We start from the raw sequence: 21,739 nt of genomic DNA on the forward strand, positions 1-21,739 counted from the left end.
GTCGGCCGACATGCCCGTTCATCCTTCGGCGCGCTGCTGAGTGGACCGTTGCGGCCCGCCGCGGGCGCGGCCCTCCAGCACCCGCGTCCGCCGGGCGGGCGCCGCGGTGGTGGTGCGGGGTCGTCCGGGTACGCAGTCCAGGTTCTCAGAAGCGGAACACGCCGAGGTCTCGCACCGTGTCGGCCAGAGCGCGGATGAGATCGTTTTCGGCTTCGGTCCGCCAGACCAGAGCGAAGCGCATGGTTGCCATGTCGGGGAGGGGAAGCCATCTGATGTTCGACATGCCCCAGTACCTGGTGACATGGCCGGGGAAGGCGTGGATGATCTCGCCCATGCCGACATGGCTGATCAGCTCATCGGCGTTGTCCGATGCCGCCGACATCACGCGCTCGATCGACCGGCCCCGCGGGGTGTGGAAGGGCAGGTAGCTGTCCTCCCAGTAGTCCGGCAGGCCGTGGGCAGTGCCGTGCGGGAAGTCGGCGAGCAGCTCCAGCGGCACCCAGTCCCGTTCCGCGAGCCGGTGGTCGGCCGCCACCGCGAGGATCCGCGAGTCGGTGCACAGGGTCGGTCCGACCGTGAAGTCCGGTTCTTCCACCGGCAGCCAGGCGACGATGACGTCCATGGCACCGCTGCGGAGCTGGCCGAACACATCGGTGAAGGTTGCCTGGCGGATCTGGAGCCCCCAGTGCGGGTACCGCGCGCGGAACGCCTTCCAGTAGGGGTGCAGATCGGCGACGTTGAAGGGCATCAGGCTGACGTGGAGCTGTGCGGTGATGCCGCGGGCCGCCAACTGGGCCCGCTCCAGGGATTCGTGCAGGCCCGCGTAGACCGGTTGCAGATCGTCGCGGAACTGGCGGCCGACCTCCGTCAGGCGCACCGTGCGGCTCGTGCGGGCGAACAACTCGGCACCGATGCGCCGCTCCTGCTTCTTGATGGCCTGGCTGACACGCGCCTGGGAGATGTGCAGCCGCTGCGCGGTCCGGCCGAAATGCAGCTCCTCGGCCAGCACCAGGAAGATCTCGATGTCCCGCAGCTCCACCGGCCCCCGGCCCTTCGTCGATAACCCAGCGGTTATCGAACCGCGCACAAGTGTTCCTTGATCTTACGCACGAACCACAAGATCGTTTAAGGCATGCCGTCACGCGCGCAAGACCTCCCATTCGTCCGGCCGGACGGGATGAGGCGCCCCGCCAGCGCCAGCGCCTTCGTCCCGATACCGGCGCCCCTCGCCCTCAGCCACAACGACGCCGTGACCGCTGAGCACACCGTCCCGTCCCTGAACTGCCCATGAGCGACGCCATCGACCTGACCGTGACGTACGCGATGCATGACGCCCTGCGCCGGGAACTGGCCCATCTGGACCGGGTCACCACCGACGCGGACCGTGACCCGCGCCAGGTGCTGGCCACCGCTGCCGGATGGACCCTGTTCAAGAAGGCCCTCCACGCCCACCACACGGCCGAGGACGACGCACTGTGGCCGTCGCTGCGGCAGAACCTGGCCGGCCGGCCGAAGGACCTGGCGCTGCTGGAGGTGATGGAGGCCGAACACGCCGCCATCACCCCCGTGATCCAGGCCATCGACGGCGCGCTGACCGACCCCGGTGCCGGCTCGCTGCGGTTGGGCCAGCTCGCCGACGCACTGACCCGCGGCTTGGCCGGCCACCTCAAACACGAGGAGGAAGCGGCGCTCCCGCTCGTCCGGCGGGAGCTGACAGCCGAGCAGTGGGACCACTTCAGCCGCGTCCAGGCCCAGCACATCGACCAGGACGCACCGCTGCTCCTGCCATGGCTGCTGGACGGCGCCGACGAACCGACAGCGCAGAGACTCCTCGCCCGACTGCCCGCACCCGCGTACGCCGCCTGCACCGCCCGGTGGATCCCCGCGTACGCCGTTCTCGACCGCTGGAGCCCGGGCACCACGGCCTGACGCAGCCTCACCAGCCGCCGCCCCGGGGCCGGTCGGCCGAGAACACGCCCTCGCTCCATCCCGAAGCACGACCGACCCGACCACGAAAGCCATCACCTTGCCCACATCCGTGAACATCACTGCGCTGCAGCGCGTCTCGGCCGCCGAGGCCGCCGCATGGCATCAGATCGTCGCGGCCTCGATGGCCCACGACCTGCCCGCAGTACCGGCCCCCGACCCCGCCCGGACCCACGCCCAGCTCACCCAGCCCCCTCTGGGCAGCCGTCGCCTGACCTGGCTGGCCACCGGGGCGGACGGCGTCCCCGTCGGAGTCGCCGCCCTGCGGGTGTTCACCTCCCCGGGCCAGGAACACCTGTCCGAACTGGAACTGCACGTCGACCCCGCACACCGGCGCCTGGGAACCGGCTCCCTCCTGCTGTCGGCAGCCGTGGCGGCCTGCCGCACCGAGAACCGGCGCAGCCTCGTCGCAGCAGCCGCGGCCGGCAGCCCGGGCGAAGCCTTCAGCGAACGGCGGGGCTTCCGCCCGGCACTCACCCTCGATCACCTCATACTGCGCCTCGACGAGCCGGCCGGGGCCGACCTGCCGCAGACCGCCGAAACCGCACCCCCCGGCTACCGGCCGGCCCACTGGACCGGCACGGTTCCCGACCACCTCGCCGACGCCTTCGCCTCGGCCAAGAACGCGATGAACGACATGCCCGTCGGCGGCCTCGACTACGGCAGCGTCGCGTGGGACGCCGACCGCGTCCGCGCCATGGCCAAGGTGATTGCGGAGCGCGGCGACACACTGCTGACCATCGCGGCGGTCCACGACGACGGCACCCTGGCCGGCTACACCGAGATCCTCCTTCCCCAGGGCTCCGGACCGCGTGCCCAGCAGTACGACACGGCGGTCGTGCCCGCGCACCGCGGCCACGGCCTCGGGCTATGGGTCAAGGCCGCCATGGTGCGGCGTCTGCGCGCCGAGCACCCCGACGTCGTCGAGATCGAGACGGACAACGCCGACGACAACGTCCACATGCTGGCCGTCAACCACCGACTGGGATTCCGCTCCTACCGGCGCACCCGCGAGTTCCAGCTCGACGTCCCCGCCACCTGACCCCACCCACGGGCCCTCCCCTCCCGTCCCTCCTGTCCCGCCCCGTTGCCGAACGCCACCGAGGAGCACCCCGTATGCGCGTCATCACTCCGTCGAACGACAACCTCACCGTCTCCCCGAACGCCACCATGACCGGCCTGGCGCCACCCAGCCGCGGCATCCTGCCCCCCACACTCCTGCGCCGGATCCACGCCCCCGAGCGGGCCGAGGCCCACGTCGCCATGCACAGCGACGCCCTCGCCTCCGTACCCGGCACCGTAGGCACCCGCGAACTGCCCTGGGCCCGCTGAACCCGCCGACCACCACCACCCCACACCAACCCGCCCCCCAAAGGGGGGAGGCAAGACCCGGAAAACCCCGGAACCTGCCGCACCACCACCGGCCGAGGCCGGCAACCACAGAAACGAGAAACACCACATGCGTGTGCTGCTGATGGCGTACGGATCACGCGGCGACATCGCGCCGCTGGCGGGACTGGCGGCGCAGTTGCGCAAACTCGGCGCGGAGGTACGCGTATGCGCACCGCCGGACCAGGAGTTCGCGGAACTGCTGGCCGCAGTCGGCGCGGAACTGGTGCCCTTCGGGCGCGACGTGCGCGCGCTGCGGACGGGAGCACCGCCCTCGGACGCGGCCGCATTCGCCGCCGAGCTGGTCGCCGCGCACTTCGACACGGTCGGCAAGGCCGCCGAGGACTGCGACGTACTGGTGGCCAGCGGTCTGATGCCGGCCGGCGCCCGCTCGGTGGCCGAGAAGCTGGGCATCCGCTACGTGTATGCGGCCTTCCACCCGTTCGAGATGCCCTCCGCGCACTACCGGCCCTCCCCGCGCCCCGGCCCGCCGGCCCCGCCCGACATGACCGACCACCAGGCCCTGTGGGACCTGGACGCCCAGAAGGTCAACGCCCTCTACCTCCAGCCCCTCAACGCCCACCGCGCGGCGATCGGCCTCGCACCGGTGGACAACGTCCGCGACCACGTCTTCACCGAACAGCCCTGGCTGGCCGTCGACCCGGTCCTGGGCCCGTGGCAGCAACTGACCGACCTCGAGCCCGTGCAGACCGGCGCATGGATCCTGCCCGACGAACGCCCCCTGCCCGCCGACCTGGAGGCCTTCCTGAACGCCGGCACCCCACCGGTGTACGTCGGGTTCGGCAGCATGCCCATGAGCACAGCCACCGACATCGCCCGGACCACCGTCGAGGCCGCCCGCGCGCAGGGCCGCCGCGTGCTCGTCTCCCGCGGCTGGGCAGACCTGGGCCCGGCGGACGACTCGGACGACTGCTTCGCCGTCGGCGACGTCAACCACCAGTCCCTGTTCCGCCGGGTCGCCGCCGTCGTACACCACGGCGGCGCAGGCACCACGACCACCGCCGCCCTGGCCGGCGCACCCCAGGTGGTGGTACCCCAGTTCGTGGACCAGCCGCACTGGGCCGCCCGCGTGGCCGACCTGGGCATCGGCGCGGCACACGACGGCCCGACCCCGACCCTCGAGTCCCTGTCAGCCGCACTCAGGACAGCCCTGACCCCCCAGACGCAAGCACGCGCGAAGGCCGTCGCCGACACGATCCGCACCGACGGGACGGAGGTGGCCGCGAAACTGCTCCTCGACACCGGACACGCCGCGCCGGTGAGCCGCGAACAGATCTCCATGATCGCCCATGCCGGCCACCCGATAAAATCTCCGCTCGACGACGACGCGGTCAGCCGGCTGCTCGAACACGGCCTCCCGCGGGGCGACGAGCGCGTGCTCGACCTCGGATGCGGCACAGCGGAATGGCTCCTGCGCGCCCTGGCGACGCGCCCGCCCCTGCACACCGAGGGCGTCGACGTCTCCGAAGTCGCCCTGACGCAGGCCCGCCGGGCAGCGAGCGAACGCGGAATCGACGAGCGCCTGGTCCTCCACCGGCAGGAGGCCGCGGACTTCGTCTCCGCCCAGCCGTTCGACCTGGTGATCAGCATCGGCGCCACCCATGCCTTCGGCGGTCTCCTCCCCACCCTCGCGGCGGCCCGCGCGCACCTGGCTCCCGGCGGCCGCGTCCTGATCGGCGAGTCGTTCTGGGACCGCGCCCCTTCACCGGAGGCCGTCGAGATGTTCGGTGACCTCGCCGACCTGGCGACCACGGTGGACCGCGTCGTCGCCGACGGATGGACCCCTGTCCACGGCCACGTCAGCACCCGCAGCGAGCTCGACGCCTACGAGTGGGCCTGCTGGGGCTCACTGGCCTCATGGGCCCTGGACCACCCTGACGACCCGGCCGCCGCACAGGTACTGGAGACGGCCACCACCGCGCGCTCGCAGTGGCTGCACGGGTACCGGGACAGCTTCGGCTTCCTCTGCCTGGTCCTGCGCCGAACATCGCACTGACCGCGCAGGGCCGCCGGCAAGAGACCGCTGCCGGTCAGGACCGACCTGTTCGATCACCAAACCAATGTCCACCCCCTGCCCGCCAGGTGCAGCGATCGACCGCACTTCGCCGACTGACGCGCGCCCTGACGCCTCCCACGCACGGCACGCCGTCCCCCGCAGCGGGGGACGGCGTGCCGCGGACGCGGGCCCGTTCCTCGGCCCCGAACCGGCATGCCGCGCCGGGGCCCCGCCATGGCCGACGCCGAACCGCGTCGGCCGGAAAGTGAGCACACAGATGCAACCGACGTTCGTCCTGGTTCACGGAGCCTTCGCGAACTCCTTCTCCTTCGCGCCCCTCCAAGCAGAACTCGGCCTCCTCGGGCACCGGTCGGTCGCCGTCGACCTGCCCGGCCACGGCTTCCGGGCGACCTTCACCCGCGCCTATCAGACGCCGCAGGACGCCGAAGGCCTCGCCACCGCACCCGGCTCGATCAAGGGCGTCACGCTCGCCGACAACGCCGCACACCTGATCGGGATCCTGGAACGGGCCAAGCGCAACGGCCCCGTGATCCTCGTCTCCCACAGCCGCGGCGGCATCACGGCCACGGCCGCGGCCAACGCGCGCCCGGACCTGATCGACCGCATCGTCTACGTCTCGGCCTGGTGCCCGGTCCGTCTCGACATCGGCGCCTACTACGCCGAGCCGGAGATGGCCGGGGTCGACCCCGCCGCCTTCGCTTCGGCGCTCGCCGGAAACCCTGCCGACCTCGGCCTGCTCCGCGTCAACTTCCGCACCGCGAACCCGGACTCGCTCGCGGCGTTCAAGGCGGCCTTCTTCGCCGACGGCACCGACGAGCAGTTCCTCACCTTCCTGAACACCTTCCAGCCCGACGAGAACCTGGACGCCGGCCACTCCGCCGACCGGGCACAGGCCGCCACCTGGGGCCGCATCCCGAAGACCTACATCCGCCTGGCCGACGACGCGAGCCTGCCCCTCGCCCTGCAGGACCGGCTGATCCGCGAGGGCGACGAGCTGACGCCGGACAACCCGTACGACGTCCGCACGCTGGAGGGCAGCCACCTGAAGTGGCTGGCCGACCCGGCCCCGGCGGCCCGCACCCTGGCCGAACTCGCCACGCTCCCGGCCCCGTCCGCTCAGACGTGACCGCAACCGGCTGAGGGGGGACGGCGGCGGTGGCAGCGCCCCGGGCTGCCACCGCCCACAGGCGCCGTACACCGGGAGCAGGACCGGCGCGGCCCGGCCCGCCGCCCCCGGCTTCCGTCTCTTGGCGCCGGCGCCGGATCCAGACGAGGATGCCGACGAGACGGAGCCCGGCCTGGCAGGCGATCGCGAGTACGCCGCTCATGCGGCCAGCCCGCACCCCTGCTTGAAGCGACCGGTGCACCGCCCAACTGCGCCGGTGAGGCCGAGGAGCCGGGCGAGCTGGGGGAGGGGCAGACCTGAGCCTCAGGGACGGAGGCGGGCCGGCCGGCCGAACACACGGATGTCGTGCACCGTCAGGTGGTGAGGAAGGCGCGGAGGGCGTGTGCGAAGTCGTCCGGGGCGTCGTGGTGGACGACGTGCCCGGCAGCGAGTTCGACGCGGCGGACGAGGCCCGGATGGCGGGCGTGCATCTCGCGGGCGTGATCGGGGGTGATCTCGTCGCTGCGGGTTCCGTGGACGAGGAGGGTCGGACAGGTCAGGGCCGTCCAGTCGCCCCAGTGGTCGCCGGTGAGGGCTTCTTGGGAGGCGATGGTGTCGTCGATGTCGAAGGAGAATCCCCACCCGTCGTCCCTCCTGCGGAAGGAACACTCCAGGTAGGGTGCGGCGGCTCCGAGCGCTTGGGCCAGGGCTTCACGGGTGGGTTGTGGCCCGGGCAGGCGGCGGGTGAAGGCGGTGTCGATGTCGACGACGGCGCCGATGTCCTCGACGACCAGGGCGGCGACGTGCCGGGGGTGGCGGGCGGCGTACTGGTAGGCGTTGACCCCGCCGAGGGAATGCCCCACCACCGTCAGCGGGCCGAGCCCGAGGTGGTCGTGGAAGGCAGCCACGTCTCCGACGTAGTCCTCCCGGCCGTAGGAGCCGGCGCGATCGGATTCCCCGTGCCCGCGCTGGTCCAGCGCCAACACCCGCCACTCCGGGGAGAGCGCGCCAGCCAGGGGAGCGAACGCGGCGGCCTCGTTGTAGTGCCCGTGCAGGGCCAACACGGGCCGGCCGGGCCCGCCGAAATCGAGGTAGGACAAACGACGGCCGCGGTGAAGGAAGGAATGACGCACACCCGTGATCGTAGAAACCCACCCCTGGCCGACAAGCACCACCCCGAGCCCCAGGCCCACGGCGCATGCGCCGGCCGCCCGAGGACCAGTGGTGTGCCGGCCCCTCGGCACTGGCAGGGTGCCAGCCGGGGTGGGCAGATCGTGCCTGGTTTGTTGGACCTTGGGGATGGCTGGTACCGCAGCCCCGAAGGTCTGGACTACGGCGAGGACTAATATCCATACCGTCGAACACGGAACGAAGTCATTACGGCATTCCAGGAGTTTCCATTGAGCAGCAAAATCGCCTGCCCGCATTGCGGGCAGGACTGGCTTGCCGCCCATCGAATCAAGTCAACCGGCGAAATGTTCCACACCTGCCCGGAATGCGAATCCCTGTGGCTGGCGCAGCAAGACCTGCGACAAGAAACAGAGAACTACCTCAGCGAATTTCTCGAATCCACGGGAATCACTTGGGGTGACACTGAAAAGCTTGCGACCTGAATCTGTTGGAATAAGAGGCAACCGGAGCCCGGCCTCGGCATCAACGCGGCCGGGCCTTCTCCAACCTCCGTACCGCCCTCGAGGCCGCCGGCCTCGGCCCGCCGACGTCGTCTGCATCGACCCGGAGTCCGGGCAGAACGCGTACACCGACACCTGACCATGAGCGGAAGGAGAACGCGGTGACCGACTGGACCCGGGGCGACCACCACGGTCCGGTGGAGCGGGCTGGTGGTGGAAGCCCTGGACTTCACACCCTTCACCTCGTCGGACAACGCGCTGGTCTACCGGGCCGACGGCTCGGAGCGGTTCCGACTGCGCCCGCCGGGGAGATGACTCTGGGCCGGTCTGCGGTCCAGCTGCGCGGCGTGCTCGGGGAGGACGTCCTCGCAGAGTTGATGGCGCGGGCGGACTGGCCGCAGCTGGCGCCGGCTCGTCGGGTTCCAGCAGGTCGGTGTCGACCTGAGCGCGTGCCTGCCGCAGATGGGCCGGATGACGGCCGTCCATCAGGCTGGCGCTGGCAACATCGCCCTCACGAAGGCTGAAGGCATCAATCGCTGGGCGGGCCTGGTGCGCCGGGAGCGACTGCCCCAAGGCAGCTTGCCCGGCGGCCATCTTGGCCGCCCACCGGTCCGCGCGGAAGGCCAGCACCCTGCACCCTCGCCCGCCGACCATGGACGACCAGCCGCGGCGGCACCCAGGTGAGCGATTGCGGCTTCGTACCCCACCACGCCACGCCGGTTGGCACCCACCGTGTACCGGTATCGACCGCTGGCTTCGTCGGTGAACACCGAGAACGGGTGTTGTTCAGCGCCAAGACACCCTATGGGGCCAGGAATCGGTGCCGCCGGCTTCTGAGAACGCCCGGATGCTTGCGGTTCAGACCCTGCCCCGTGCTCACCATCGCCAAGGAAGCGGATTCCCCAGCATCTGAAATGCGAGGCCCTGATGGGCACCGCACTCCCGCGCCTCGGGGCGGGGCGTCCGGGGCCGTTCGGTGGCCCGTCCACGCCCTTTGGAGCCGTCCGCCCCGCTTCCGCGTGCATGGAACGGCCTGCCGGGGAAGGCGTGCCGGGGACCCGTACACCCGAGAAGGGACGGACACCATGGCACGACCGAGGATCGTGGTCGTCGGCGCGGGCTTCGCCGGCGTCTCCTGCGTACGCCGCCTGGAGCGGACGCTGTCACCCGGGGAGGCGGAGATCCTGCTGGTCACTCCGTTCTCCTACCAGCTCTACCTGCCCCTGCTGCCGCAGGTGGCCTCCGGGGTGCTCACCCCCCAGTCCGTGGCGGTGTCGCTGCGCCGCAGCCGCCGCCACCGGACCCGGATCGTGCCCGGCGGGGCCGTGGGCGTCGACACCCGGGCCAAGGTCTGCGTCATCCGGAAGATCACCGGGGAGCTGGTGGACCAGCCGTACGACCACCTGGTGCTCGCGCCGGGGAGCGTGACCCGCACCTTCGACATCCCAGGCCTGGCGGAGCACGGCCGCGGCATGAAGACGCTGGCTGAGGCGGCCCACCTGCGCGACCACGTGATCGCCCAGCTCGACCTGGCCGACGCCGCCGCACCGGGCTCGGCGGAACGGGCCACACGGCTCGGCTTCGTCGTGGTGGGCGGCGGCTACGCGGGCACCGAGACGGCCGCCTCCCTGGAGCGGCTCACCAAGAACGCCGTCAGCCGCTACCCCCGGCTGGACCGGCGCGAGATCAGCTGGCACCTCGTGGACGTGGCCCCGAAGCTGATGCCCGAGCTCGGCGACCGGCTGGGCCGGGCAGCCCTCGACGTGCTGCGCCGCCGCGGCATCGAGGTCTCGCTCGGCACCTCCGTCGCCAAGGCGGGCCCCGAAGACGTCACCCTCACCGACGGGCGCGTACTGCCCTGCCGCACCCTCATCTGGACTGCCGGCGTCGCCGCGAGCCCACTCATCGCCACCCTGGGCGCCGAGACCGCGAAGAGCGGCCGGCTCGTCGTCGCTCCGGACCTGCGGGTGCCGGGGGCGGACGGCGCGTTCGCGCTCGGTGACGCGGCCGCCGTACCCGACCTCGCCGGCGGCGGGGACGGTACGGTGTGCCCGCCCACCGCGCAGCACGCCATGCGCCAGGGCAAGGTCGCCGCCGACAACGTCGTCGCCACGCTGCGGGGCACGCCGTTGCGTCGTTACGTCCACAAGGACCTCGGACTGGTCGTGGACCTCGGCGGCCGCGACGGCGTCTCCCGGCCGCTCGGCATCGACCTGCGCGGAATGCCCGCCCAGGCCGTGGCCCGCGGCTACCACTGGGCGGCGCTGCGCACCGGGGCCGCGAAGACCCGGGTGATGACGAACTGGCTCCTGAACGCCGTGGCCGGCGACGACTTCGTCCGGACCGGCTTCCAAACGTACAAGCCGGGGACGCTGCGCGACTTCGAGTACACGGACCACTACCTCACCCCGGAGGAGGTACGGGCCCGCACGGCGGCCGACGGAGGCTGACAGTCCCGGCGAGCGAGATCGCCATCAGCAGTAGTCGGACCACCAAGACCGGCGGCTCCCGCCGACAGCCCCAAGAACCACAACTCCGGCTACTGCACCGGCATCACAACGGGCAAGGGCGCCGCCATCGTCACGATCTGGCCCCGTCTCGAGTTCCGGACTACCGGTACCCCACCAGTCACCAGCCACCAGGTCGTCATCGACGCCGCCCCCTGGTTCGCCGGCCTGGCTGCCGCCTTTCCGCTTCGCAGGTGGCAGTGAAGACGTCCGCCCCTTCCGCGGAGAACCGAGCAGGGCCCTCCAGGTCCTCGCGCACGGCAGAGAGCAGGCATCCGGTCGGCCTCACGGCAGTTGGAGAACTGACAGGAGCCGGACCATTGATGTTCGACGCCCTCGTGGGCGGAGCGGCTGGGCAGGGACACGCTCCTCGCCCAGCCGTATTTCCGCTCCCACCTGCCCAGTGCCGCCGCAGCGCTGATAGATCGCCGCAACGCCTCGGGCAGCCAGGCAGTAGTCGCCGGCCCGCGCCTGCTCTTCGGCGTCGAAGACGACGGCCCCGCCGACCAGGCCGGGGAGCGGAGATGGCCCGGGGCGGGCACCTCGCAGCGGAGAGCGGCCCGAGCCTCTGTCCGGGTGGGGCTCACTCCCTGACTCAGCGCGTCAACTGGGGGCCACGCCCGGAAGGTTCTGGCGTTCGTGCGAAAGCGCATGATCCGGGCGGCCTGGACCGCGCCAGAACGTCACGCACCGCGAAGGCGCCGACGACCCGGGTACCCAGCCGGGCCAGGGTGGTCGGGGGCCGCAGCGGCCCATTGCCCGATCGCCGTGTACGAGCGGGCGCTGGCCACTACCGCGGACGCCGCGATCAGCACCACACTCACGAACGGACGACCAGGCTCACGGACTCCACGCTGCGGGGTGGCGGAACTTCACGTCGTGTTCCACTCGACGAGGAACATCGCCACGGTAAGTGCGCACACCAGAAAGAGACCGCCTGACACGAGGAGACAGCCGGTGCGGGATTCCTTCGGCTTGAAGAATGCGATGGCGATGCACGCTGCGAGGACGATGAGGACGGGAATCACAAAGAGTACAACGATACCGAGTGCCATTTTTATCTCCGAGAGCGTTGTGAGGGGTGCGCCGGTCGGCGCACCCCTCACGTCTATATCTTAAGCGGGTTATGGAGCAGGGCAGTAGGGAGCCTTCCGAAAGGCAGGTGGGCTGGCGCGGGAGTCTCAGCTCGGGGCCCCGGCAGCTCCGCAGCACGCCGATGTGACGGCCCGGGCTGCCGTCTGCACCCCCGGGTGCGGCGCGGTGAGCCCGAACCGGTCGCCGCCCATCTGCTGGAGCTCCTGGCCGAGGTCTGCCCGCAGGAAAGGCGCCTGGTGATGTTCGAACGGGTGGGTGACAGCGCCGGGGGCGGAGCTGCGGGCGGCTGCCGGGAGGAGATTGGGCCCCAAGCGGCGCCGAACCGGTCGGCGGCGGCGCGCACGAGGTCCTGCACCTGCTGATCGCCCAATCGATCCAGGTCGGTCGATGCGGCTGTGGGCCGCCGCCGACGCCACGTTCGGCGCGGAAGCCGGTGCGGCCGCGCTCAAAGACGACCGGAGCTTCGAGGAGATCGCCTTCTACGGGTCGGCCGAACTTCCCGACCGGCGACTACCCGCCCGCAGGCCGCGACTACCCGCGGGTCCAGCGGGGGAGGAGCGCGCGTACGGTTTTTCCGCCTCCGGGCCTGGGGGTGACGACGGTGGCGAGGGAGAGGTCGTTGACCATGTGCCAGCCGAATCCGCCGGTGCCGCCGTCGAGGTCGGGGGTGCGCATGCGCGGCGGGTGGGGGCTGAGATCGTCGACGGCGACCTCGATGGTGTGGGGGTGGGCGGCCAGGCAGAGCGTGTAGGTGCCGCCGCCGTGGCGCAGGGCGTTGGTCACGAGTTCGGAGACGACCAGGACGACGGTGTCGACGTGCTCCGGTTCGATGGCCGGCTGCCCCAGGGTTTCGATGAAGGCCCGGGCGGCCTGGCGTGCCTCGGCGACGGCAGACGAAGAACGAGGGGCTGTGCGCTCGGCGCTCATCGTGGTCATCTGGCCCTCCGGGTCGGGTCCCGTGTGGTGAAGTCCGGCTCTGCCTGCCCGGTCGTGGTGCCCCCGCCGACAGCCGTTCAACCCGGCAGCACCCGATTACCTCAAGGGAGGGCATCTGAAAATCTGTGTCGGCCGGACTAGACATTGCGTGGTGACGTGGTTATGGTTTCTCTCGTAGCCCAGAGAGACCGCAGGGCCTGGCAGAGACGAACTGCCGGGCAGTAGTACCGCAGTACCCGAAGTTGCAGTGCGCAGGACGGTGCGGTGGTGGAGTTTCGAAGCCAGAGCAGGTGCAGGATGGCGACGGGGCTGACGACCGGACCGGGTGGCCCGCAGTGATCAGGGGCCGCCGCAAGCAGTACCGCAGTTAACGCAGTGGTGAAGTTGGCAGTACCCAGCAGTGAAGTAAGTGGAGCGGTACCTCGGTGAAGGCGTCGGCTGCGGGCGCGCGCACCGGGAGGTTCGGCAGTGGGGTTCTAAGCCAGGGCAGATGCACGATGGGCAACGGGGCTGGCTGCCGAAAGCGTGGCGCTTGGCCAGGTCACGAGCAGTACAAGCAGTTCGCATCATCAGCAGTACGAGTGGAGCAGTACCCGCAGTATCCGCAGTTCGCAGTATCAGCAGTACAGCAGTTCCCGCAGGTAAGCAGTTGATCACCGAGGGAAGAACGGAGGGATTGGGCGCCATCAGGATCGCCCGGACGCCACGCGAGTCCGGGTACCGCAGGACATCGATAGTGAGGTGGTCTCCGGTCACGCATCCGCGATCCCCGCACCCCCGACGGCGTATCGGTCGGGTCTGTGGAAACAGAAGGCCGGCGCAGTATCAGGGCCGGCAGATGGTGTAGCAGTTCCTTCGGGGCCCTGGTGCCAATGGCACCAGGGCCCCTCCACGCGTTCCACAGAGAGGTGCGATGACAGCAGACGACTCGTTCGGCCGTCTCGACGACGACGATTACCCCGCCTACACGATGGGCCGGGCCGCCGAGATGCTCGGCACCACCCAGGGCTTCCTCCGCGCCATCGGCGAAGCCCGTCTCATCACCCCGCTGCGCTCCGCGGGCGGTCACCGGCGCTACTCCCGCTACCAGCTGCGCATCGCCGCCCGCGCCCGGGAACTCGTCGACCAGGGCACACCCGTCGAGGCCGCCTGCCGCATCATCATCCTCGAAGACCAGCTCGAAGAAGCCCAGCGCATCAACGCCGAATACCGCCGCGCCGCCGAACCGGCGAACCCGACGGCCGCCGCCTGAGGAAGTGCGCGCCCGCGGGTCGGGCGCGCAGTCTGGACTGTGGCCGTCCCCGTGAACCATGCCTTCGTCGGAATGGCGAAGAGCACCGGGAGCTGCGCTGCCGCCAGGACAAGATGATCTCTGATGTGCAGGAAGCCGGAAGGCGACACGGGAGGCGATGCAGCAGCCGCGCGGGCTCGCCGAACTCCTTCGCGGCTTCGCGAGGGCCCTGGCTGCCGCCCCGCGGCAGCCAGAACCACCGCAGACCGGCGCAGTCGGGGCCGCCTACCGCGGCGCGGCAGCCGGGGCCGCCGCTGCGCCCACCACGTCCGGGCAGACGCCCGGATCGCAGCCCGGGGCCCGAAGGTCGCGCACGGCGTCCCGCTGCTGAAGGCCGCCGGCGTCGCCTCTGCCGAACTCGTCCTGCCCCGCGACACCTGGGAGTTCCTCTAAACGCGGGCAGGTTGTAAGCATCACACCCCGCCTCGGCAGGCAGACGTGAGCTGCAAGCACCCGAGTCGCATGATTACCCGACAAATAATCAGTAGGGGGTGATTTCCTGCAAGCTCCCTATGTGACCCGGACATGATGCGCTGTCATATTCGTGCCAGATTGCCCCGCTCATCTCGTTGTACCCATCAGGGGAAGGCAGGAAAATGGGCAGGTTCAGGAACGGGACCACGACGTTGGCCATCGCGCTGGCCGCCTTGGGATCGCTCGCGGCCGCAGGAGGCACAGCCCACGCGGAAGCCGGCCAGGACACCATCAGCATGCTGAAGCAGGAGAAGAACCAGTGGTGCTGGGTCGCCTCCGGGCTGACCATCGCCAAGTTCCAGGGCTTCGGCTCCACACAGACGGACTTCTGCAACCGGGCCCAGCCCTACTACGGTTGCAACAACCAGCCCGCCACACTCGACGACATGGCCAGGGGCTGGAGCAGCCTCGGCATGACCCACACCGGCTCCGGCCTGAGCAGCGCAGCCACGTTCAACCAGGTGTACACCGACGTCAAGGCGGCCCGGCCGATCGGTGCCCGCATCGGGTGGACGTCCGGGGGCGGCCACATGAACGTGGTCTACGGCTTCGACACGTCGAACAACACGATCGCCGTGGCCGACCCGTGGCCGGACACCACCACGTACACGTGGTGGAACTACAACGACTACGTGAGCAACAGCTCGTCCAAGTGGACCCACTCCCGCATCGGTATCTCCCGCTAAGGCAGGCGACATGCGCGACACCAGCGGCACCGAAATGTCCAGCAAGCGGGCGGCCTCCCGCTCCTCCCGTCTGTCCCTCGTCATCGCAGTGAGTGCATCCGCGCTGCTGTCCGTCGTCGGTCCGACGCACGCGGCCCCCGCCAAGGACCCTCTCCCGGCCGACATCCCCGACTACCAGGCCGCCCTCAACGCGGTGAAGTCAACCGACGTCCGCAACGCCGTCTGCCGCTTCCTGCGCACCGCGGTGCCCACCGACGGCGCCGGCGGGCCGGTGCAGACGATCCCCGAAACGGCCGAGCCCTGCCAGGGCCTCCCGGTCTTCACGATCAAAGACCCGGTGGCGATGAACGAGATCACCCCCGGGTTCGTCGCGGGCACCGCAAAGCCACTGCCCACCGAGGCGATCAAGCTGACACAGCTGGTCTCCTCGCTGAGCACCACCGTCAACGGCCGCAACGCCACCGTCATGCTCGCCCCCACCCAGGGCGGCGGCTGGCACCTGGCAGGCGTGCGCGACGGCGACAGCGACGCCACATACGCCGGCAAAGCCACCCTGGGCACACTGGTCTTCACCGAGCCGCAGCTCCGCGGCTGGTACCAGCTCAAGCTCACCACCGTCGAGCCACTCAACGACCAGGCCCGGCAAGGACTCGGCGGCCAGGCGTCGGTGTCACTCGGCGACTACCAGAAACTGGTCAAGGCCCGCTACGCAGACAAGCTGCCCGGCTCGGAGTACGACACCAAGGGCTACTCCAGCGGCTACAGCCTCCAGCGCACGGCGGACGACGCCCCGTCCTCCACCCTGCTGCTTGCCGGCGGTTCCGGCATGGCACTCGCTCTCGCGGGCGGAGCCGTCGTGCTCCGCCGGCGAGGGCGTGCAAGCACCCGCTGAGCCCGGCCCCCTCCGCCCCTAGCTCCGTCCCGGCAGCCAGCCGGGACGGAGCGAATCCCGGTCCGGCCATCGCAGAGGGCCCTCACGAGAGGACGCCACCGTCCTGTGCCTGGACTGGCGCGGCCTGCAATCCGCCGGCCCGCACGCACACACCCCTAGGCCGTCTCTTTCGGATCTTGCCTGACCCGCGCCGCCTGGCACCGCACCTCGCCGCGTTGTCGGGGCACCCAAGTACGTCCAGTACTCGGGCGCCCCTCCGCCTTGCGATGCACGGCACCAGACGACGCGGGCTTAACCGACAAGATCCAAAAGAGACGACCTAGCCGAAGCCTGACCTCACCGCTTTCACGGCCGTTCGGAGCAGCCGGTATGGCGGCGCCCGCGGGGGCGGGCGACGGTGGCTGCAGCACCGGCACGATGTCGGCACGCGCAGCGTCCTGCCGAGGAGTGTCACGCCCGAACGCAACACCGTCTGGCGCAGCATGCACGATGTGGGCCTGGCCGCATGGTTCGGCGGATCTTTGATGGGCGCGGTCGGCCTCAACGGAGCGGCCAAGGGCCACAGCGACAGCTGGCGCGACAACGCCCGGACCGCCAGCACCGGCTGGGCGAAGTGGACCCCGGTCAGCGCGGTCTCGATCGGCGCGCACCTGGTCGACGGCAGCGGGCTGCTCGCGGCGAACGCGTCCCGGGTCGCCACCCAGCAGGGCGTGGCCGCGTCCACTGTGGCCAAAACGGTGCTGACCGGCGTCGCCCTGGCCGCCACGGCCTACGCCCGCATGCTGGGCAAGAAGACCGAACTCGCCTCCTCACAAGACCCCCAGGACGCCGAGGAAGCAGCCGCTTCCTACGACACCGGCAAGGCGGAACGCCACCTGTCCTACGCGAGTGGGTGGTACCGGCGCTCACCGGCGGTCTGCTCATTCTCAACGCCCTGCACGGGGAGCAGCAGCGTCCCGACCAGCAGGCGCAAGGCATGTGGCAGCGCGCCCACTGCCTGTCCCCGCACATGCCCTCCGGCGACTACTGGCACCACCTGCGGGACTGAGCCAGACCCTCCGACGCTATGAGCGAGCGCAGCCGTGTCCGCCCAGGTAGGTGGGCTGGGTGCGCGGTGCAAAGGGGCGCTCTACGCCATGGCGGCGGCCGCGGCTTCCAGGACAGCCGCGCTGCACGGCCACCGCGCGATCCTCTTCACCTCCGCAGGCCACGGCGGCCGACTGCTTCCGCAAACCCGGCGCGGCTCCCGCGTCCGGGACAGGTTCCCCGTCCTGGTCGCCGTTGCCGAGCAACCGCCCGAGTACCTGCTCCTCGACGGCGAGCTCCTCGTCTGGGACACCGCCGCCGGCCGGCAGCCCTTCGAAGCCCTCCAACGCCGGGCCACCGCCAGCGGCAGGGGCACCGATGGAGGCCGGCTGGCGGTGGCCGGGACCAAGACGGTCCCGTGCTTGGCCTGCAGCCTCCCGAACATCCAGCGAAGCTTGGGCTTGCTGTGAGAGGCCGGGTGACCCCATTGCGGGGCCTCCAAGAAGGTAATGGGGGGACCGCCCGGCGGGGCGTCAGCTTCCGTCCGTCAGACTGCGGTCGAGGACGCCGACGAGCCGCGCTCCCGCGCGGTCTGTCCCGCGGCGCCCCCGCTTGGCACCCGCCGAGGCCCTCTCCAGCCGCAGCCGCGCCGTACGTCCGCGCAGTGTCAGCGTCATCAACTGGTTGCCGAACCACGGTCCGCCGGTGCGGCCCCACCGGACCGCCGGCCTCGCAACCCGTCCGTGGCGGGCGAGGAGATGTCCGATCCCCTTGGCGAACCGGCTCCAGCCGAAACGGAATCCGGCCCGTATGGCCGTCGGCACAGAGTTGTGCAGCGGTGAGCAGGTGAACTGGAAGACACGGGAGCGCGGCTGCCGCCCGGTGCTCCAGACGGGCTCCGCCACATACGCGTGGTGCACGTCCCCGGAGAGCACGCACACCGTCGCCGGGGCCGCCTCGGCCCTCCCCACTTCGGCCACCGTCTCCGTCAGCCTTTCGAACGACGAGGTGAACGCCGCCCAGTGCTCCAGGTCCGCCCGCCGGCGCAGCCACTCGCCCAGGCGCGCCCAGCGCGGCCCGCGTTCGCCGCGGCAGAGCGCCGCGTGCCAGCCCTCCGCGAAGTGGACCATCGGGGGCAGCAGCCACGGGAGTGAGGTCCCGACCAGCAGGTGGTCGACGCCGCCGGGGTCGTCCAACGCCTGCGTCCGCAGCCAGGCGGCCTCCTCGGCGTCCAGCATCGCCCGGTGCTGCTCCTCCAGCACCCGCGCGGCCCGGGTGTCGACCATCAGCAGCCGGGTGCGGCCGAAGTCCCTGCGGTAGCTCCAGCGCACCGTCGCCGGGTCGGCGTCGGCGCGTTCGGCGAACGCGCGCAGCACCTCCGTGCCGTCGTCGGCCGCCAGTACCGCCGCGTACAGCTCGTCCTCGGCGAGCTCGGCGGGGGAGAGGTTCCCGAGGTGCTGGTAGACCCAGTACGACATCAGGCCGCTGGTGATCCGCTCGCGCCACCAGGGCGTTGCCCGCATGTCGGCTACCCAGGCGGCGCTGGTGTTCCAGTCGTCGATGACGTCGTGGTCGTCGAAGATCATGCAGCTGGGTACGGTCGAGAGCAGCCAGCGCAGTTCGGGGTCGCCCCAGGACTCGTCGTAGAGGTGGGTGTACTCCTCGTAGTCGGCGACCTGGTCCGGCGGGGCGGCGGAGCCGGTGCCGGCGGCCCGCCGATGCCGGGCGATCCAGGCGCGGGTGTCGGCGGACGTCTCGTCCGCGTACACCTGGTCGCCGAGGAGGAGGAGAACGTCCGGACGCTCGGCCTCCGGGTCGGCGGCGAGCCGGGCGGAGAGGGTGTCGAGGACATCGGGGCCCACCGGATCGTGCTCGCCCACAGCAGGCGCCGCCCACCGGCACGAGCCGAAGGCGACCACCGCGCCCGTCGCCGGGACCGGCGGCGTGTGGATGGTGCTGGGCGGCTGGGGCGAGTCCGCGAGGGGCCACACCCGCTCGCCGTCGAGCAGCACCTCGTACGTTGTGGCGGACCCAGGGGCGAGTCCGGTCACGACCACCAGTGCGTAGTGGTGGCCGACGACGCAGAACGTGGGAGCCGAACCACCGCCGCCGCCCGGGCACCGGACCTCCGCCGTGCACGCCCGGTCGGTCTCGACCCACACCGTCGCGCTCGTGCCCGACTCCCAGTCCACGTGTCGCAGGAGCGGGCCCAGCCTCAGACCGGCCATCGCGAGTCCCCTTCCGGTGCTCCGCACGTACGGAACGGCCGCTCTGTACAGTACTGAACGGCGGCGGAAACGGCGCCGTTGTGCGGCCCGGCCGCCCCGCGTCGGACTTGGCGGACACGGGAGCAGCGGGTCAGCAGCGACGGCCCGCGCCTGGACCCGTACCGCCGCCGCCGTCGTGCCCGCGCCGCCGCGGCAGGTTCTCGGTGAAGCTATGGTCGGCGCTGTCCCATACCACTGCACCGAAATCTTCCCGGCGGGCGCGACGGCGGTGGCGTGGTGTTGCCGACGTCCAGACCGAGGAAGGCGCCGATGCCGCTGACGTCGATCACGTGCGTCCTCCGGTCGTTCTCCTCCCCGGCCGTCCCACGGCACCGATCGCCACATCCACATGACGAAGAGCCTCCCGGCCTGCGAAGAAGCCGGGGGTCATGCCCCTGATCAGCGGTCTATCGATGCCTTCGGAGCCGGTGACACCACCCGGGCCCTGCGATCGACAGGGGGAAAAGGGCATGCCAACTCCGGAGGCCGGGCGCCCCATTGCGGGGTCATCAAAATCCGGCGCGGCCCGATTGCCGGACCGCCTGAATGGGTGATTGGGGTGTGTTTCGTGGGGCGTTCGGTGCGAGAGGTGTTCGACGGGGGTCAGGCGGCGGGCCGGCTGCGGGTGCCGGTCGCGGCGTGGCGGTGGGCGACCGGCTCGGGCCTGGTCCCGGCCGCGGACGCAGGGTCCGGCCGGTGGTCGCGGGCGGTGGTGCTTCCGCTCGTCCGCCCCCAGCCCCGATCGCGCCGGGCCAGGACATGGTGCTGCTGGCGGAGGCGGGCAGATCGCGGGGGTGGGCCGGGCCGCAGTGGTGAACTGGCGCCGCCGCCAAGCGGATTTCCCGACCCCGGTGGGCGGGACGGACGCGAGCCCTCAGTTCGACCGGTCCGCGATGGTCGCCCGGCTCCTCGCCCACAGCAAAATCGCCATCCCGTCCGGGGTGCCGGCGGCCTCACTGGTCGTGGTCGGCCGCGGGGGGCGCAAAGCACCGGTTCCGGCTCGATGCCCCGTGGCTGGTCCTGGCCGACGACGTGGAAGGGGAGGACCGGTTGTCCGGTTGGTTCACCGAACCGGACGCCGACGCCCTGGCCCAACTGACCACGGGGGAGTTCGGGGTATCGGTCCCCGGCTGACCGCGCTTGGGACGGCTTCGCTGGCGGTGCTCGCCGAGGTGCGGGTGATCGACCGGTTCCGGTCGGGGCCGGGCGGCCTGCGGGTGACACTGGCCTGCCCGCCTGCCCGCCTGCCCGCCTGCCCGCCTGCCCGCCTGCCCGCCTGCCCGCCTGCCCGCCTGCCCGCCTGCCCGCCTGCCCGCCTGCGCGGCACAGCCCCGGACGGAGCAGCGATATTGATCATGTGGCGGGCTGCTGCCGTCGGGTCCGTTGCCCGGGGGCGGCGGTCTGAGCGCCGGCGCCGGGGGTTCGCCGGTCACCCCGTCCCGGCCGGGGAGGGGGCCGAGACCGTGGGGTGTCCGGGTGCCGTACGGATCCGGGCGGCAGCCCGTCGTGCGGGCGGGCCTGCCGCATGACGCCAAGGGGGAAGGGCGTCATGCGGCGGAGCCCGCTCCGGAAGCCCCACCCGCCAGGTGTGCGCTTCCGATGTCCATGCGTGTAACCCGGCCTTCCTTCCCCAAACGCCTGCCTATCCACTAGTTCTGAGGTGACGTCAAGTCATCGCGCTCTCGCGACCCGCTCAGGGAGCCACTCCACCGCTGTTCAGTGCGCGAAAGCCGCGGATGCCGTGCTGGCCGGGGCGTCGCACTCTGGATGGATGGCGGACCAGACGGAGATTGGGATCCATCCTGTGTCGCCGCAGGGCGGGCGCAAGGTCACTGCGCACGCGCTCGGCGTGGACGCGGACCTCGGCCGGGCTTTCACGCCCGCAGATGTGCCGCAGTTCCTGCGCCGTGCCGGCCTGGAGGATGTGGATCTGTCCGAGGACGGGCCGATCCGTTGGGAGGGAGGCGGTCCCGAGGTGTGGACCCGCGACATCTGACGCCGCCGGGCCCCGTGCCTTCCGCCACGGGTGGCGCCCCTCTGTCCGAGTGGGTTCGCACCGCTGCGGCACCTGCGGGTCGCTGCTCCTGGCCGCATGGCGCTGCCGACTGCGGGCAGGGCCCGGCAGCCGTCACCCGTCGCCATTTCACTGCCCTGGTCGGCAGCACGCCGCCAACTGCTTCCCAAGCGCTCCGCCCGTGGGCCGTCGACGCGGCCAGGACCGGCTCGGTTTGCGTCACTCCCGCAGGTGCCCGTAGGCGGGCGCCGGTGACCAATCCGCACATCGGCACGGCAGGCACTTGCGGCCGGCGACCACCACATCCGCCTGCGGTGTGCCGCTGCGGGCACGTCGGGGGTCGTCCGGCACGCGGTAGCGTACGCCAGCTCCGTAGGGGAACCGACCGACCCCTGACGGCGC

Annotated in this window: 17 protein-coding genes and 2 pseudogenes; 14 read left to right on the forward strand and 5 right to left on the reverse strand. The window is 71.2% G+C overall.

Annotated features, from left to right (window positions below):
* Nucleotides 1-145: 145 nt before the first annotated feature.
* The gene (locus RIU97_RS41030; protein ID WP_404962598.1) at nucleotides 146-1,087 is read right to left on the reverse strand and encodes a LysR substrate-binding domain-containing protein; all 942 of its coding nucleotides are present in this window, start codon (nucleotides 1,085-1,087) and stop codon (nucleotides 146-148) included.
* 200 nt (nucleotides 1,088-1,287) lie between these two features.
* Here RIU97_RS41030 and RIU97_RS41035 point away from each other — a divergent pair, with 200 nt between their 5' ends.
* The 6 genes and pseudogenes from RIU97_RS41035 to RIU97_RS41060 all read left to right on the forward strand — a co-directional run bounded on the left by RIU97_RS41035 (nucleotide 1,288) and on the right by RIU97_RS41060 (nucleotide 6,539).
* The gene (locus tag RIU97_RS41035; RefSeq protein WP_404962599.1) at nucleotides 1,288-1,929 is read left to right on the forward strand and encodes a hemerythrin domain-containing protein; all 642 of its coding nucleotides are present in this window, start codon (nucleotides 1,288-1,290) and stop codon (nucleotides 1,927-1,929) included.
* Between the two features lie 109 nt (nucleotides 1,930-2,038).
* The gene (locus RIU97_RS41040; protein ID WP_404962600.1) at nucleotides 2,039-3,028 is read left to right on the forward strand and encodes a GNAT family N-acetyltransferase; all 990 of its coding nucleotides are present in this window, start codon (nucleotides 2,039-2,041) and stop codon (nucleotides 3,026-3,028) included.
* A 74-nt stretch (nucleotides 3,029-3,102) separates the two neighbouring features.
* Nucleotides 3,103-3,318 carry a hypothetical protein gene (locus tag RIU97_RS41045; protein WP_404962601.1) on the forward strand — a complete coding sequence of 72 codons (216 nt, stop codon included), beginning with the start codon at nucleotides 3,103-3,105 and terminating at the stop codon, nucleotides 3,316-3,318.
* 127 nt (nucleotides 3,319-3,445) lie between these two features.
* Nucleotides 3,446-4,636, forward strand: a pseudogene (locus tag RIU97_RS41050) (glycosyltransferase); the annotation flags it as partial.
* Between the two features lie 18 nt (nucleotides 4,637-4,654).
* Nucleotides 4,655-5,392, forward strand: a complete 738-nt coding sequence (locus RIU97_RS41055; RefSeq protein WP_404963111.1) for an SAM-dependent methyltransferase — start codon at nucleotides 4,655-4,657, stop codon at nucleotides 5,390-5,392.
* A gap of 277 nt (nucleotides 5,393-5,669) precedes the next feature.
* Nucleotides 5,670-6,539, forward strand: a complete 870-nt coding sequence (locus RIU97_RS41060; RefSeq protein ID WP_404962602.1) for an alpha/beta fold hydrolase — start codon at nucleotides 5,670-5,672, stop codon at nucleotides 6,537-6,539.
* 353 nt (nucleotides 6,540-6,892) lie between these two features.
* On the opposite strand, the gene RIU97_RS41065 is transcribed toward RIU97_RS41060, so the two are convergent.
* A complete protein-coding gene (locus RIU97_RS41065) occupies nucleotides 6,893-7,651 on the reverse strand; it encodes an alpha/beta fold hydrolase (RefSeq protein ID WP_404962603.1) in 759 nt (252 codons plus the stop codon).
* Nucleotides 7,652-7,918: 267 nt separating this feature from the next.
* Here RIU97_RS41065 and RIU97_RS41070 point away from each other — a divergent pair, with 267 nt between their 5' ends.
* Nucleotides 7,919-8,131 carry a hypothetical protein gene (locus tag RIU97_RS41070; RefSeq protein WP_404962604.1) on the forward strand — a complete coding sequence of 71 codons (213 nt, stop codon included), beginning with the start codon at nucleotides 7,919-7,921 and terminating at the stop codon, nucleotides 8,129-8,131.
* 1,103 nt (nucleotides 8,132-9,234) lie between these two features.
* Nucleotides 9,235-10,599 carry an NAD(P)/FAD-dependent oxidoreductase gene (locus tag RIU97_RS41075; RefSeq protein ID WP_404962605.1) on the forward strand — a complete coding sequence of 455 codons (1,365 nt, stop codon included), beginning with the start codon at nucleotides 9,235-9,237 and terminating at the stop codon, nucleotides 10,597-10,599.
* Nucleotides 10,600-11,528: 929 nt separating this feature from the next.
* Here RIU97_RS41075 and RIU97_RS41080 read toward each other — a convergent pair.
* Nucleotides 11,529-11,762 (reverse strand): hypothetical protein, encoded by a 234-nt coding sequence (locus RIU97_RS41080; RefSeq protein ID WP_404962606.1) that lies wholly within the window; start codon nucleotides 11,760-11,762, stop codon nucleotides 11,529-11,531.
* 520 nt (nucleotides 11,763-12,282) lie between these two features.
* The gene (locus RIU97_RS41085) at nucleotides 12,283-12,687 is read right to left on the reverse strand and encodes an ATP-binding protein (RefSeq protein WP_404962607.1); all 405 of its coding nucleotides are present in this window, start codon (nucleotides 12,685-12,687) and stop codon (nucleotides 12,283-12,285) included.
* A gap of 913 nt (nucleotides 12,688-13,600) precedes the next feature.
* Between RIU97_RS41085 and RIU97_RS41090 the strand changes: the two genes are divergently transcribed.
* From RIU97_RS41090 to RIU97_RS41110, 5 genes and pseudogenes are all read left to right on the forward strand, one after another.
* Entirely contained in the window at nucleotides 13,601-13,939 is a 339-nt protein-coding gene (locus RIU97_RS41090; RefSeq protein WP_404962608.1) for a MerR family transcriptional regulator, read from the forward strand.
* 635 nt (nucleotides 13,940-14,574) lie between these two features.
* Nucleotides 14,575-15,138: a papain-like cysteine protease family protein gene (locus tag RIU97_RS41095; protein WP_404962609.1), complete on the forward strand. Its 564-nt coding sequence runs from the start codon at nucleotides 14,575-14,577 to the stop codon at nucleotides 15,136-15,138.
* Nucleotides 15,139-15,148: 10 nt separating this feature from the next.
* Nucleotides 15,149-16,030 (forward strand): hypothetical protein, encoded by an 882-nt coding sequence (locus tag RIU97_RS41100; protein ID WP_404962610.1) that lies wholly within the window; start codon nucleotides 15,149-15,151, stop codon nucleotides 16,028-16,030.
* A gap of 482 nt (nucleotides 16,031-16,512) precedes the next feature.
* A pseudogene (locus tag RIU97_RS41105) lies at nucleotides 16,513-17,078 on the forward strand (hypothetical protein).
* A 34-nt stretch (nucleotides 17,079-17,112) separates the two neighbouring features.
* Entirely contained in the window at nucleotides 17,113-17,526 is a 414-nt protein-coding gene (locus tag RIU97_RS41110) for a hypothetical protein (RefSeq protein WP_404962611.1), read from the forward strand.
* Between the two features lie 63 nt (nucleotides 17,527-17,589).
* On the opposite strand, the gene RIU97_RS41115 is transcribed toward RIU97_RS41110, so the two are convergent.
* Nucleotides 17,590-19,284 carry an alkaline phosphatase D family protein gene (locus RIU97_RS41115; RefSeq protein ID WP_404962612.1) on the reverse strand — a complete coding sequence of 565 codons (1,695 nt, stop codon included), beginning with the start codon at nucleotides 19,282-19,284 and terminating at the stop codon, nucleotides 17,590-17,592.
* 1,810 nt (nucleotides 19,285-21,094) lie between these two features.
* Here RIU97_RS41115 and RIU97_RS41120 point away from each other — a divergent pair.
* Entirely contained in the window at nucleotides 21,095-21,319 is a 225-nt protein-coding gene (locus RIU97_RS41120; protein ID WP_404962613.1) for a hypothetical protein, read from the forward strand.
* Nucleotides 21,320-21,739 lie beyond the last annotated feature (420 nt).

The sequence above is a fragment of the Streptomyces sp. 147326 genome (assembly GCF_045000215.1).
Taxonomy (GTDB): Bacteria; Actinomycetota; Actinomycetes; order Streptomycetales; family Streptomycetaceae; genus Streptomyces.